The organism is Serratia sp. H1w, assembly GCF_000633355.1.
Lineage (GTDB): Bacteria > Pseudomonadota > Gammaproteobacteria > Enterobacterales > Enterobacteriaceae > Chania.
In genome coordinates this window covers 1-13,818 of the sequence record NZ_AYMQ01000165.1, presented here as the reverse complement: position 1 = coordinate 13,818, position 13,818 = coordinate 1, and the positions used below count along the sequence as shown (strand labels likewise).

General features: G+C 54.7%; 16 protein-coding genes. 2 read left to right on the top strand and 14 right to left on the bottom strand.

The window, feature by feature from the left end; all coding sequences use genetic code 11:
• Window positions 1-26 precede the first annotated feature (26 nt).
• Genes agaF through agaR form a run of 6 tightly spaced genes read right to left on the bottom strand, consistent with a single transcriptional unit; the run spans window position 27 to window position 4,706 of the window.
• Window positions 27-461: a PTS galactosamine/N-acetylgalactosamine transporter subunit IIA gene (gene agaF / locus U869_RS0128075; RefSeq protein WP_025123169.1), complete on the bottom strand. Its 435-nt coding sequence runs from the start codon at window positions 459-461 to the stop codon at window positions 27-29.
• A gap of 10 nt (window positions 462-471) precedes the next feature.
• Window positions 472-1,365: a PTS system mannose/fructose/sorbose family transporter subunit IID gene (locus tag U869_RS0128070; RefSeq protein ID WP_025123170.1), complete on the bottom strand. Its 894-nt coding sequence runs from the start codon at window positions 1,363-1,365 to the stop codon at window positions 472-474.
• On the bottom strand, window positions 1,355-2,134 hold the full coding sequence (agaW, locus tag U869_RS0128065) for a PTS N-acetylgalactosamine transporter subunit IIC (RefSeq protein WP_025123171.1): 780 nt from the start codon (window positions 2,132-2,134) through the stop codon (window positions 1,355-1,357). Before agaW ends, U869_RS0128070 begins: the two co-directional genes overlap by 11 nt.
• 13 nt (window positions 2,135-2,147) lie before the next feature.
• Window positions 2,148-2,624 carry a PTS N-acetylgalactosamine transporter subunit IIB gene (gene agaV, locus U869_RS0128060; RefSeq protein ID WP_025123172.1) on the bottom strand — a complete coding sequence of 159 codons (477 nt, stop codon included), beginning with the start codon at window positions 2,622-2,624 and terminating at the stop codon, window positions 2,148-2,150.
• Between the two features lies 1 nt (window position 2,625).
• Entirely contained in the window at window positions 2,626-3,909 is a 1,284-nt protein-coding gene (locus U869_RS0128055) for a D-tagatose-bisphosphate aldolase, class II, non-catalytic subunit (protein ID WP_025123173.1), read from the bottom strand.
• A 20-nt stretch (window positions 3,910-3,929) separates the two neighbouring features.
• On the bottom strand, window positions 3,930-4,706 hold the full coding sequence (agaR, locus tag U869_RS0128050; RefSeq protein ID WP_025123174.1) for a transcriptional repressor AgaR: 777 nt from the start codon (window positions 4,704-4,706) through the stop codon (window positions 3,930-3,932).
• A gap of 695 nt (window positions 4,707-5,401) precedes the next feature.
• Between agaR and U869_RS0128040 the strand changes: the two genes are divergently transcribed.
• Window positions 5,402-6,616 carry an MFS transporter gene (locus tag U869_RS0128040; RefSeq protein ID WP_025123175.1) on the top strand — a complete coding sequence of 405 codons (1,215 nt, stop codon included), beginning with the start codon at window positions 5,402-5,404 and terminating at the stop codon, window positions 6,614-6,616.
• On the opposite strand, the gene U869_RS32345 is transcribed toward U869_RS0128040, so the two are convergent.
• Both U869_RS32345 and U869_RS0128035 read right to left on the bottom strand, forming a co-directional pair.
• Complete coding sequence (locus tag U869_RS32345; RefSeq protein WP_157834778.1) at window positions 6,566-6,757, bottom strand: hypothetical protein; 192 nt, start codon at window positions 6,755-6,757, stop codon at window positions 6,566-6,568. The genes U869_RS0128040 and U869_RS32345 overlap by 51 nt on opposite strands.
• A 140-nt stretch (window positions 6,758-6,897) precedes the next feature.
• The gene (locus U869_RS0128035) at window positions 6,898-8,550 is read right to left on the bottom strand and encodes a multidrug ABC transporter permease/ATP-binding protein (RefSeq protein ID WP_025123176.1); all 1,653 of its coding nucleotides are present in this window, start codon (window positions 8,548-8,550) and stop codon (window positions 6,898-6,900) included.
• Window positions 8,551-9,049: 499 nt separating this feature from the next.
• Between U869_RS0128035 and U869_RS0128030 the strand changes: the two genes are divergently transcribed.
• Window positions 9,050-9,601 carry a tyrosine-type DNA invertase gene (locus U869_RS0128030; RefSeq protein ID WP_025123177.1) on the top strand — a complete coding sequence of 184 codons (552 nt, stop codon included), beginning with the start codon at window positions 9,050-9,052 and terminating at the stop codon, window positions 9,599-9,601.
• 38 nt (window positions 9,602-9,639) lie between these two features.
• Here the strand turns inward: U869_RS0128030 and U869_RS30260 are convergent, their stop codons facing one another.
• The 6 genes from U869_RS30260 to U869_RS0128000 form a co-directional block, all read right to left on the bottom strand.
• Complete coding sequence (locus tag U869_RS30260; RefSeq protein ID WP_025123178.1) at window positions 9,640-11,061, bottom strand: FKBP-type peptidyl-prolyl cis-trans isomerase N-terminal domain-containing protein; 1,422 nt, start codon at window positions 11,059-11,061, stop codon at window positions 9,640-9,642.
• The gene (locus U869_RS30255; RefSeq protein ID WP_025123179.1) at window positions 11,058-11,483 is read right to left on the bottom strand and encodes a hypothetical protein; all 426 of its coding nucleotides are present in this window, start codon (window positions 11,481-11,483) and stop codon (window positions 11,058-11,060) included. The genes U869_RS30260 and U869_RS30255 overlap by 4 nt, the downstream gene beginning before the upstream one ends.
• A 168-nt stretch (window positions 11,484-11,651) precedes the next feature.
• The gene (locus U869_RS0128015) at window positions 11,652-12,302 is read right to left on the bottom strand and encodes a response regulator transcription factor (RefSeq protein WP_029988286.1); all 651 of its coding nucleotides are present in this window, start codon (window positions 12,300-12,302) and stop codon (window positions 11,652-11,654) included.
• 64 nt (window positions 12,303-12,366) lie between these two features.
• Window positions 12,367-12,960 (bottom strand): LuxR C-terminal-related transcriptional regulator, encoded by a 594-nt coding sequence (locus U869_RS0128010; protein WP_232785416.1) that lies wholly within the window; start codon window positions 12,958-12,960, stop codon window positions 12,367-12,369.
• A gap of 405 nt (window positions 12,961-13,365) precedes the next feature.
• Window positions 13,366-13,494, bottom strand: a complete 129-nt coding sequence (locus U869_RS32800) for a hypothetical protein (protein WP_255330911.1) — start codon at window positions 13,492-13,494, stop codon at window positions 13,366-13,368.
• 96 nt (window positions 13,495-13,590) lie between these two features.
• Window positions 13,591-13,818, bottom strand: a 228-nt coding sequence (locus U869_RS0128000; protein ID WP_025124020.1) for an IS1 family transposase, incomplete at its 5' end; no start/stop codon positions are given.

Genomic DNA, 13,818 nt, shown 5'->3' with positions numbered 1-13,818 from the left:
GAGGGTTGGGGTGAGGGGAAACCGAATTAAATCCCATCCGCCTCGACGTCAGCGTATTTTACCTTACGCCGTTCGTGCCACAGGCTGGTCAAGCCGCGTTTGCCACAAGCCAGCGCCATATCACGGAACTCACTCAGGCTTAACCCTTCGCGTTCCAACATCATTTCGGCGGCCAGTTGCATATTCACCCCGGTCAGTACCTCACAGTTCCCATGAACGTCGGCCAGCTCGCAGGCGCTGCGAAATGGCGATCCCCCCAGCATATCGGTCAGGAATACCACCCCGTCCGGTTGTGCTACCGCTTGTAGCGCTGCGCTCAGGGCGGTCTTCAATTCCGCCGTACCCATATGTACGGGAAAATCCACCGCGATACAGGCTGGCTGTTCGCCAACCACTTGTTCTACCGCCTGTAGCAGGCCACTGGCGAAACCGCCGTGGCCGGTAATCACAATTCCTGGCATCTTCCCTTCCTCACAGCAAACCGATAAATTTACCCACCACGCCAATCACTACCGTCACACCGATCAGTTTCACCGGTGAGAAGCCGCGTTTCATCAGGAAGAACACCAACAAGGTGAAACACAGCGGCAACAGGTTAGGCATCAATTTGTCGAGCACGTCCGTTTGTAGCGCCACGGTGGCTTTACCAGCATGCATGATCAGCGGCGTAGAAAGATGCACATAAGAGGCCACCAGCGCACCGATGACCGTCATGCCCACGATCGACGCCGCATGGGATATTCGTTTGGTATGGGTTTTCAGTAACGTCAGCGCACTGGTGCCCGCCTGATAGCCGTAATGCGCCAATCCAAAGCGCAAGCCAAAGTGGAATACGTTGAACAGCAGCAGGAACACTATCGGCCCAAACAGGCTACCCTCCAGCGCCAGGGATGCCCCAATGCCCGCACAGATCGGCAACAGCGTCAGCCAGAACAGCGCATCGCCAATGCCGCCCAAAGGCCCCATCAGCGCCACTTTTACCGCTCGGATGGTGGAGATTTTTTCCTTGTTTTGCTCCATCGCCAGCACCAACCCCGAAAGGAAGGTGACATCGAAGGGGTGCACGTTAATAAACTCCATGTGCATCTTCATCGAATTCGCCAGATCCTGAGGATTGCGGTGGATCTTACGCAGACCAGGGATCAGGGTATACAGCCAACCGCCAGCCTGCATACGTTCATAGTTGAACGATGCCTGCAGCAGCAGGGAGCGCCAGGCCATACGGTTGATATCGCCGCGCGTCAGCGTTTCTGCCGGACGGCTATCGACGTAGTCGTCCTGCTCTACCTGGCTGGTGGCCAATGCCTGTTCCAGGCGCTTTTCTGCTTTTTGCGCCAGCAGATCGTCAGAATCATTAAATGCCATCTTCGGCGTCCTCCGGTTGAACAGTTTTTCTGGTCACGTCCGTATCAGCCCGTTGGCTGTTGAAGAAATCGATCAGCGCGATGGCCAATGCCCCCAGCGCCACCGCCAGGATAGGCAGCTTAAGAAACGTCACCGAGATAAAGCCGAGGATGAAATACGCCACGTAGGTTTTCTTCATCATCACTTTCATCAGCAGTGAGAAGCCGATCGCCGGCATCATGCCGCCCGCTACCGCCAGCCCGTCCAGCAGCCAGGTCGGCGCTTTCTGCACCATGGCGCTGGCCGCATCGGCACCGAAGTAGATCGGCAAAAATGCCACCACAAAATAGAAAACAAACAGGATGCTGATGCCGAGGTAGTTCACCCGCTCAACGCCGCGCCAGTTCAATTCCTGTACCATGCGATCGCAACGGTGCATCATCGGCGAAAACGCGGTGAACAGCAGCGTGATGCAGCCCTGTACCGCAATGGCAAACGGCACCGCTACGCCAATGGCCACTTTGGGATCGGCCTTGGTGAGGATGGCAAACGCCGTGCCGACCACCCCGCCGATCACCACGTTCGGCGGCTGCGCGCCGGCCAGTGGCACCATGCCCATCCATACCAGTTCCAACGTCCCTCCCACCAGCAAGCCGGTGGTGACATCCCCCAGGATCAGGCCAACCAGCGGCCCCATCACTACTGGGCGGTGGAAGTGGGTCAGGCCATCGAACAGATCGACCCCGGCCAACCCCGCCAGCAATGCAATCAATAACGCGTCAGTTAACATATTCCCCCCGTGCTCAAGCAAGCAGTTTGCCCATCGCTTCACCGGCTTCATCCGGCACCCGACGCACCTCGCAGGCTACGCCCAACGCCGCCAGCTCACGAAAGGCGGCAATATCATCGTCATCCACCGAGACCGTCTTGTGGATTTGCCGCTTCCCGGCGGCGAAGTGCATATTGCCGACGTTCACGAAGGTGATGGGGACTCCACCCCGCACCAGCGTCAAGACGTCCTGCGGCGTTTTGCACACCAGAAAAATCTTCTGCCGATCCGCCGCCTTGTGGATCACGTCGATGGTTTTTTGCAGCGTGAAATAACGGGTCTGCACGCCTTCGGCGACCACCATATCCATCAGGTTTTGCTGTACCGGATCGGCAGCGGCATCATCGTTGGCCACCACCACCAGATTGGCACCCAGCGTATTGGTCCAGGTCACCCCGACCTGGCCATGTACCAGGCGGTTGTCGATACGGGTCATCAGAATATTGGGCATATCAGCGCACCTCCGGGTAACAGGCTGAGTGATAGTCTTCGAGCACTTGGGTCACTTTGTGGATCACCCAATCTTGCGGATCCTGGCTCAGTTCACCGGCATTCAAGGCCCGCGCCTGGTCGGGTAAATACTGGCTGAGCAACGCCAGCGGAACCGGGTTGCGCCGTAAGTTGGCCATCAGCGTATCCACGGCCTGCTGGACCTGCGGCTGCGGCCAGTAATAGCGCACGCGATCGCTCAGGCTGTAATGCCGATCCAGATACTGTTGATGCGGGCTGCCGTGATAATAGCGGCTCCACTGCTGCGGCTGTTCGCGCATCACCTGCTCCAGCGTGGCGCGCAGCTGAGCCGAATGGTGCTCCCCCAACCATTCACGTTCGATACGGTCGAGGGCAAACAACGCCTCACGTAGCGCAAAGGTGAGCGCCGGGCCCACTTTCAGAATGGCGAAATGGTCACGCACCAGCTGTGAATAAGCCTTGGGTGCCTGGTAATCGGTCGAATGGGCTTCATACAGCAGCCCCGGCTGGCGTTCGATAAAGTGGCTCAACGCCTGCGCTGCCTGTGGTTGGTAATGCTCGACGCTATGATGATCGAACTCGACACCGGGCTGTACCACCAGCGCAATCACTCGCGGCCAGGCGCTGCCCAACTCTGCCTGTTGCCAGGCGTGACGGTGTGCTTCCAACGTGACGGAGACCGCCTGTGGCGTAGTAACCTGAATGCCTTGCAGCGTTTCCTGTGCGCCGCCCGGCACTGGCACTTCTGTGCCGATCACATAAACCGGGGCTTCACCACCAGCTTGCTGCCAAGCCCGTTCCGCTACCGCACACAGGCGCGCCGCTCGCTGGGCCACAACTTCATCGCCCAATGGGGTAGGGTCGTCGGCACAGGACATGGAGCAATCGAGGTGGATTTTGCGAAATCCAGCGCGCACATAGTCGTCAATCAAGGTTTCCGACAGCGCCATCGCCTCTTGCGCCGGGCGATCTTGCCAGGCGTTGGGGCCAAGATGATCGCCTCCCAGCCAGATGGCGCTCCTCGGCAACCCAATGTCATCCGCCATCTGCCACAGCGCATCACGAAACTGTGCGGCGGTCTGGCCGGTATAACCGCCAAACTGGTTGACCTGGTTTGACGTCGCCTCGATCAATACCGGCGTGCCACGTGCCTTTGCCTGCCGTAAAGCGGCCTGCAATACCCAAGGATGCGCGGAGCAAACGGAAAATATCCCCACCGGCTGGCCGGCCTTGTGCTGTGCTACCAGTTGTAACCACTGCTGCATGAATCCCCCATGGGGGCGCCCTATTCGCGATCGGCTATCACCACATCTACGCCTAAATCGCTGAGCGCCTGCTGGTAATCTTGTGGAAGACGGCTATCTGTGATCAGCCGATGAATTTGCCCGACTTCGCGGATCATGCAAAAGCTCTTGCGACCAAACTTGCTGGCATCCGCCACCGCGATAATTTCACGCGCCACCTCGCACATCACACGATTGAGGTGTGCCTCACCAGGGTGAGGCGTGGTGATCCCCGCAACCAGATCGAAACCGTCGACCCCCAGAAACAGTTTGTCGAAGCGGTACTGGCGCAATTGCTGCTCGGCAGCCGGGCCATAGAGCGAATAGGAGTTCTGCCGGACGCTTCCTCCCAACACCATCACTTCCGTCCCGTCGTAGCCTGAAAGCTCATAGGCAATGTTCAACGCATTGGTCATCACCACCAGATCGCGGCGCGGCTTCAACCAGGGCACGATCTGAGCCGTGGTGGAGCCGGAGTCCAGGATCAGCGCATCGCCGTCACGCACATAGCTTGCCGCCCGGCAGGCTATCTGTGCTTTCACATCGCGATTCAAACGCCCCTTGTCGTGTAGCGGACGGTCGAAGGCAAATTGCTGGTTGAGCATCGCTCCACCATAAGCACGCAGCGCACAGCCTTTGCGTTCCAGAAAGCGCAGATCGTTGCGGATCGTTACCGTGGAAACGGCAAACTGCTTGCTGAGCTGCTCCACCCGCACGCTACCGTGCTCGCAAAGCAGATCGATGATGTGTTCACGTCGTTTAGCGGTGTTCACTGGCATGAGCAATAGGTCCTCAGGTTTCCGGTATAGGCCGGGAGATGATGGCTTTCGCTCTACTGCGGCGGTATTACAACAAAGCGAAAGCAATGAAATTGTGATCGGGGTTACAGGGCAGTTTTAGCAGTAAATGGGGGTAAAAAGCTTTCGGATCGAAACGAAATGAAACTATTTCCTCGACGGGGGCAAGAAAAGTGAAATCTGCCGCGGGCCGATAGGGCGGCAGGTTAAGAGTATGTGAAAAATAGCACAGTGAAAGCGGCTTTGGCGGGCAGGAGCTGGCAGGCTTTTCTTTCCTTAGGTGATCAACTTCACAAAACCATTAATTGGTTCAGTTAAGCCAACCGACACCCAGGTGTGTCACCAGGCCAACGATCACTAAAATCACGATCACGGCGACGGTGTAAAGCACAATGCGGCGGGGGCTGTAGAAAGAAGACATGGCAATTCCTCATAATAAGTTTACTAGCGTTACTATCCGTTATAGGGGGCATTGCCGCCAGCACTAGTTGCCCTGGTTTTGATCAAAGTCACCTGGCGGCAGCGATCGCGTCATCCTTAACCTCTTGTCACAGCGGCCAATCTTTCCTAGACTGGCACACAGATACTGGCAGCCCTGCCGGTACGTAAGCGTTAACGTCAATCAACGCATCTCGTCATGCAGTAATGATTGGCTGCATGCCTGGTGCGAGGATCTCATGCCCCAACCCGAATCATCCGTAAATTGTGCAGTTAAACGCAGTCGTTTGACGCGTGGCTTATTATTGGCCGGTATCATGCTGGTGGCCGCCAACCTGCGTGCCCCCTTAACCAGCGTAGGCCCGTTACTGGAACAGATCCAGCATCAACTGATGCTTTCTGCCACCGCCGCCGGATTGCTCAACTCCCTGCCGCTGATCCTGTTTGCGGTGTTATCGCCATTAACCCCTGCGCTTGCCAAACGCATAGGGATCGAACGTACGCTTGGGCTGGCACTGATGCTGTTGGTCGCCGGGATCGTACTGCGTTCACAAGCGTGGGACGGCATGCTGTGGTTAGGGACGGTATTGATTGGTGCGGCCATCGCCTTTGCCAACGTGGTACTGCCTACGCTGGTAAAACGCGATTTCCCCCACCGGGCTGCGGTGATGATCAGTACCTATGCCGCTGTCATGTCACTAGTGGCCGCTATCGCCTCTGGGATGGCGGTGCCATTGGCGGCATTCAACGATAATGGCTGGCGTTTTTCGCTGCTGTGCTGGAGCCTGCCGGCATTTATCGCCTTGGCGATCTGGCTACCCCAGTTGAAACGGCGGCCCACTCCGGTAGCCCGAACCGGCACACCGATGGCCGCAGAGACCTTTCGTTCCCCCTGGAGCAGCGCACTAGGCTGGCAGGTAGCCTTTTTTATGGGGCTGCAATCCATCACTTTCTACACCATTATCGGTTGGTTCAGCGCCTTTGCCGCCAGCCACGGCACCTCACCGCAGCAGGCCGGATTCGAGCTGTTTGTTTATCAGATCGTGGCGATCGCCGCTAACTTTGTGATGGTGTTTGCACTGCCGCGCGCACGTGACCAGCGGGGGATCGCATTGGTCAGCTCGCTGTTGATCTTTATTGGCGTCGGTGGGTTGCTGTTGCTACCTGCCCACTCGCTTATCTGGCTGATATTTGCCGGGCTGGGCGCGGGAAGTTCATTGGTGCTGGCGCTGTCATTCTTTGGCCTGCGCAGCCAGCACCATCATCAGGCGACGGTGCTTTCAGGGATGGCGCAGTCCATCGGCTATCTGCTGGCCGCACTGGGTCCAACCCTGTTTGGCCTGGTTCATGATTTGACGCAAGGCTGGACGGTGCCGTTGACGATCTTGCTGGGGCTGACCCTGTTACAGATGCTGTTCGGCATCCTGGCCGGGCGGCGCAAGATTATCGGCTAAAGCGCTGGCTGCCTGAGCTTCGGGCAGCCAAAGATCTTCGATAAAGCGCTGTTGCCGCTCATTAAGTTGCCAGGATGGCGGAATTCTTGGAATTTCTGCCAACTGGGTCTCTGCTGTGGGAATAACTGATTGATTATCCATCGGCGCGTTGTTGCCCCTGACTACCTGTTGTCAATTGGAAGCCGTAAGGCTTCCCCTTAAACATAGAGTAATTCATTGGCGACGATTTGGATTATCGTTATCAGCAATCGCTCTGTTAGGTATTATCCCTCAATCGCAAATCAATCAATCTGCCGGACGGAGTCTTGGCTGGCCTGGTGGCGTTCGGCCCCGATCAGTTCGGTCAGATGCCCATCGCGCATTTGCAGTAAGCGATCCGCATGCTCGAAATAGTGGTCGTCGTGGCTGATGGCAAACACGGTTTTCCCCATTTCGCGCAACTGAGGCAGTAACTCACGGTAGAAAGTACGGCGGAATTGGGGATCCTGATCCGCCGCCCATTCATCCAGCAGTAAAATATCCCGCTTTTCAGCCACCGCCAGCAACAGAGCCAGGCGCTTGCGCTGCCCTTGTGAAAGCTGCGGATTGGTAATGCGCGTACCGTCGAACTCCAATTTGCTTTTCATTTTCAGGCGTTGCAGCCAGGTTTCCACCAGTTCGGCGTCCGGTGCTTCCCCTTGCGGCCCCAACAGATGGTGAAACTGGTGGAAATCCGTAAAGATGGCCGAGAACAGGCGGCGATAATCTTCACGATCGGCTGCCTCGATCGGTTTACCGTCCAACAGGATCTGCCCGCTGACGGGCACATATAATCCCGTCAGCAGCATGGCCAGCGTCGATTTACCGCTACCGTTACCGCCAATCAGAAACACCAGTTCTCCGCGCCGTAACGTCAGATTGATCGGCCCTACCGCAAATCCGGATTGCTGTTCGCCCGCCGCATAGTGGAACGCGACCTCACGCAGCTCCAAAGTTTGCCACGCCCGAGCCTGGGTTGTCGGAAACGTCGGCTCATAGTCCGCCAGTTTGAGCGCTTTCACTTTATTGAAGGCCACTTCGGCCGCAATCAACGTTGGGAATGCCCCTACAGCCTGCAACAAGGGGGTGCGCAGGAACAACAAGGTCAGGGAATAAGTCGCCGCCACGGTGGTGTTCGCCCAGCCGAGGCTGTTTGCCATATAGAACACCAGGCCAATGGCCCCCAGCATCATGATATTCGACCAGTTAACCGCGCTGAGATGGAAGGTATCTGCACGGATAATATGGTGACGATAATCACCAGCATCAGGCTGGTAAGCCTGCTGGAACAGCATTTTTGCCCGGTCGCGGTTCAGCGCCAGTTCTTTACGCCCGTCAATCGCCGCCTGATAGTGCAGATAGAGCCGCTCTTCCGCCTCGCGCACGCTGCTCAGATGGCTATAAACCCGCGATACCAGATACCAACTGCCCAAAATGGTAACCGTCACCCAGATCGCGGTCACGCCCAGCATGGCAGGCGACAGCCAGCCCAGATAGGCCGCCGATCCCAGGGTCAGGATCACCCCTTGCACCAATTCCGGCAGGCGGACAAAGGCAATGGTGATATTGCGGATATCACTCGACAGGCTAGCCAACAACGAGGCACTTCCCAGTTGCTCCAGGCGCTCAATGTTGGTATCCAAGATGCGTTTCACCAACTGGCCACGCAGCCGGTAAACAAAATAATGCCCCAACGTGGTCAACGCCAGCTGAGAGCCGAGTGTTACCGCCATTAACAGAGCCAGCAGGCCAAGAAACTGCGGCAGCACTACCAGCGGATTGCCCGCCGCGCCCATCAGTTGCACGTTAATAAATGCAATGATGCCAATCCCCAACGCCGCACTGGCCATGGTTAACGCCATTACCGCCAGAAACGGCCAGCGGTACTGCTGGAACACTACCCGTAACAACTCCATGAGAAACCCTACCAAAAATCATGCACTGGCGGGCATTGTAGTTGGCGAAAGCGTGATATCAATAACAATTCTCATTTTGTTTGGTGGCTCACCACTGGTCTGGCCTGGCCGTGCTGACCCAACCCGGGACCATAAATAAACCACATTCAGTGGTCGTCGTGGTTGAAAAACATTATTTCGAGCATAATAAAAATCCCAAAAATACAGGAACCCTAAGGTAACATAAAGCCGCCATAGATAATCAGCCCAACGGTAAGATGAGCTTAATAATGTCAAAATATATGCTATTCGCTCCAATAAACGTGGTCAATTTATGATCAGGAAAGTTATTTTTTCCAAATAAATAACCATCAACCTCCGCTTTAACACTCGATATTTGATAATTTTTTAAGACTAATCCCAAATTAGTTTTACTAATTTGTTTGCCGCACTGTGTATTCAATGTTTAAATGAATCCATCACCAATCATATTTGCTTTATGTAACTTAGGGATAAGAGAATGAAAAAACGCAAATATCTCAGTCATATTGAAATTGAGAGAATGATCTCCGCCGTCCCGGACGGCACCAATGGTTGCCGTGATCGCTGTATGCTGCTGATGTGCTTTATTCATGGATTACGCGTCAGCGAGCTGCGGGGGCTGCGTTTGGAGGATATTGACCTGTCTACCAATCGCTTACACGTATCCCGCCTAAAGAATGGTTTTTCTGTCCAGCACCCTATCCAAATCCGGGAACGTATCGCGTTAGGCCGCTGGCTGGCACTACGCCCAGGCTACCTGGAACCCGATAGCCCATGGCTGTTTCTTTCCCGCCACGGTGGGCAGATTTCGCGCCAGCAACTTTACCGCTTAATAAAGTCCTACGGCGAATTAGCCGGTATTGACGTTCAGGTACATCCTCATATGCTGCGCCATTCCTGCGGCTATGCCCTGGCAGACAGAGGGATCGATACCCGGCTAATTCAGGATTACCTTGGCCATAGAAACATTCAAAACACCGTTATTTATACTGCCAGTAATGTTGAACGCTTCCGGGTAATACATATTTAACCCGGATAAGCATATCGACACCAACTGGCAGTACATTTTTACTTCGCCGGTGTGGCAGGTTGTGCAATATCCAATATTCTGACGTTATATATCATAGTCGATCCCGGCGGGATATCGGGGGGTAGGCCTTTATCGCCGTAAGCCAAGGCTGGCGGCACTACCATCGTTATACTGCCGTGATTTTGCAGCTTCAGGAGTGCAGATCTGAATATGGGCGGATAGCTGCTCAGTAACTGCGTGATCGATGTATCCGCCGCTGCCATATCCTTAATAACCTTGCCATTGATCAGGCTTTCCTTTACCACCACGCTGATCATATTATCCGCGCTGATTGGCCCTTTGCCTGGTTTGTCGATACGGTAGAGATAGCCTAATGCCTCTTTTTTCACCTGCTTTTGCTTGGCAAACTGCTCGAAATAGCGTTTACCTGCCGCTTTGGTGTTTTCGGTTTGCTGCTGCTCATTTTGACGCAGGGCTACCTCGGTGGCGCCCAATGCACTGTCGATCTGTTCTGGCTGCAACTTGAGTTTACCCGCGAAGGTATCTTGCACCCCCGCCAACGCCAAGCGGCTGTCCACTTCAATGCCTTGTGCCGCTCGCTCTTTCAGTAAGGCCAGCATATCCTCAGCCAGCGAGTTACCAATGGCGTAGTCACGAATTTCGCTCTTTGATTTTGGCTCGACAACTTCCTTGCGCAGCGCGGCCAGTTGGCTTTGCAGGCTTTCATTCTGCTTGTGGCTTTCATCTAACGCAGTCTGTAAAGCTGGCGTGGCCTGCGCTTTTGCGGTTAACGCCGCCAAAGCCTGCTGAGCCTGTTCGGCCTGCTTACGGCTTTCGTTCAGTGCGGCCTGCAACGCCTTGTTCTCCTGGTTATTATCATTGTGGGACTTAGCCAGCGCATCCAACTGTTTTTGTAATACTGAACTCTGCTGCTGGCTATGCTCAAGTGCCTGTTGCAGCCGACCGTTGTTTTGTGAGTTTTCGCTCTTCACCGCGGCGGCCGCTGCCAGATCCTGCTGCATCTGTTCCGTTGCCTGCAGATTATCCTCTAGATTCTGCTTCAGTTGGCTAATCTCGGCGCGGGCATTCGCATCCTGCTGTGCAGCTTGACGCAGTTGCTTCAATTCCTGGTCCCGCTGGCTGAGAGTGTCGTTCAACTGATTGATTTTTGCCTGTAAGGTTTTTAACTCAGTCATTGAAGCTGAGTCTGGCGCCACGGGCTTTTTACTCGCGGGACGCCTGGTCGGTTTAGTAACTTCCTTTTCTACCGGCTTGCGCAGCGCATCCATCTGCGTAGGGCTCAATAACAGCAGCGCCGGGGCTTCATCCACCTTGCTGGTGATCGTCTCCAAGGAACGGAGGGTGCTGGCTCTATCATCCTTGAGTTGATCGGCCGCAAACGCACAGCCCAACGGCAACGTCAGGCTCAAGGCCAGACCATATTTCAACCCCTGCTTCATTTCACACCCTCCACTCGACGGATCAGCCCGTTAAGGACATCCCGGCCGATCTCTGCGCATACCTGATTGGTTTTATACTTGTAGAGAGCGTCTAACGTATCCTTGGTTGACGAGTTCACTTCGCCACGCACCGCGCTGTAAACCGAAGCATTTTTTACCAGGCTGTCAAAACTGGCCTTCCTGGCGGCGTAGGCCCGGGGATTGATAGTTTGCAACGAAGCAAGTTCGCTCTGGCATTGGCTCATACGAGTCGGCTTTGGAGGTGGGGGAGGTGCCGCAACGACAACAGGCTCCGCAGCGGGGGTAACAAGAGAGGTGACCGGGCTTTCATTCGCGCAGCCCACCAACAGCAAACCGCTGCTGACGATCAGGCTGGCAAGCAACCGTTGCCGGTACCTGCGGGTTTTCTGAAGCTGTTTCAATTTTTATTCCTTCCTGGCTGGATAATGTCCGCCACCGCCGCCTTTACAGGCAACCATGCTTGTGATGGATTGTTCCGCTCGTTCTGGGTTGCCCCCCAGGCCATATTTACTGACAGCACCGCGGGGGCTACGCTCAATTTCCAACCAATAATCGCACAACCTATCTCACTAGGAAATATTCTTTCTCAACGAAAATAATTCGCTGTCATTTTTAACCTGTAGTTTGCGCATGGCACTGCATTTATGCGCGCTGATGGTTTTGATGCTGCGGTGCTGCACTTCGGCAATCTCCCGCAGGCTCATCCCGCTGAATAAGGAGGTCAGCACATCATTTTCACAACGGGTGAGATTATGTAGGCTGGAGGCGTTATCGGGATCGCTACGAGCCAGATAAGAGCCAATTAACGGGCTTAATACACGCTCGCCGTTGAATACCCGATGAAAGAATTCCCCCACCTGCGGCAATTCATCCCCACGGGAGACAAGGCTGATATTGGAAGCCTCAAGCAGTTTGCACAGGTCTTCCCCTTTCTGGCTGCTGGTATAAACAATGACCCGCAGTTCAGGCTGTTGTGCACACAGATTCAGCAGAACTTCCCGCCCCTGTTCTGCGGTTTCATTCAGACCATTGATTTCGGTGACGAGAATATCGACCGGCTGATACAGCACCCCTTCGGCAATCGCTGCCATGCTGGTTTCCTGCAGGGAAATCTCAGTGGTGGCGTTAAGCGTACCGATAAAGCAGGACAGTCCTGCCAACGTGAGTGGGCTACGATCCATCAACGCCAGGCCGAGCGGTTTTTGTGATAAAGGTTGCATATGCTACTCCTGTATAACTATCTCGCTTATTCCATCCAGGGAACGGGGCATATCGACAGCAAGCTTAACGGACGAACGCCGGGCCGGTTTTTGCCATCCACTTGCCCTGCAAATAGAGTTCGCCATCATTCTGAAAGCCCAGTTTATGCATGGCATTACGCTTATGCGTACTGACGGTGCGCACATCACGATGCATCATCATCGCCGCCGTGGTCACGCTTTTGCCAGAGAACAGATAGGCCAAGACATCCAGTTCACGAGCGGTCAACGCCTTGTTGACGGTCGACTGATTGGTGAGCAATTGCCTGACTTTATGGCTATAGCTGCGGCGGCCCGAGATGACCTGCTGTACGCATTGTGCCAGCGCAATGGCAGGCTCCTGCTTGAGAACCAATCCTTTGATCCCTGACGCAGTCAGTAATTGCAATACCCGCGGATCGTCAAGTGCGGTACAAACGATCATCGATGTGGTTGGCCAGTGTTCCAGACACTGCGCAATCACTCGCAAGCCATCCAACACCGACTCTTCTTCACCGCACAGTTCCATAATCAACAGCCTGGCCGGGCGATGGCGCATGATCCCAGGGATTTGCGCCAGATTGCTGACCCGCTGTACCCCGTCCGTCAAACCACAGGACTGGGCCAAAATAGTTCGCATACCCAGCGCCGTGATGGGACAAGACTCCATCACGATCACGCCCTCCCCTCTTTGCCCGTAGGGACTGGGGTAATGTGCACTTCCTCTCTGATAGGCATGAGCCGTAGTCATTTTGATCCTCCCATTTCTGCCGAATTCCCTTTTTTACTTCCTTGATAAATTTGGTGTGCAAAAATGTCACTTCATCCCCTTATTCACAGGGGTTATCTTTCTTATTTTTATTCGCCAGTAGCCAAATGCAAATAGCCAGGCTACTGGCGTTTGCAACAGCCCCGATTGACATACCCGCGGCCTGGCAAGCCGTAGCTTGATATGCATCGGGTATATAAACCGCTCATGAATCGCTCTGCCATCAAGAAAGTGGGGCCAGGCTTTCTTATGGGATTGAGGGTGTTATACCAGCAATCAGTGGTAGACGAATCCTACCTGCACGGCAGTGCTGACACTGCCTGGCTTGACCCCGCCTTGCGAAGTATAGGCACGAGCCTTCAGATCAAAGATCGCCTCACCAGCGGCATTGACAACAGCATTCATCGTCTTGTTATTGCCTAAATTATCACCCTTCTGGTTTCTCAGCTCAATTTGAACGGACTCAGCTCCCATTGCCGCCTGGTTCGGTGCTGCCTCCAATTAGTAGAACATGTATTTTTCGATGAAGGCACCGATGACTTTTTCATGCAGTTCAACAGAGCGTGAGAAGCAGATTGTTTTCCGGGCCAGACGCTTGATACGGGTTCTCAGTGTCAGATTGTTACGTTCAATACGCTGAGTAAATATTTTACCGGTCAGGTGCTTGTCTTTCGGCACTTCTCTGGCATAACTGCCCCAGTCATCGCTGGTTATCATGCCGATATTAAA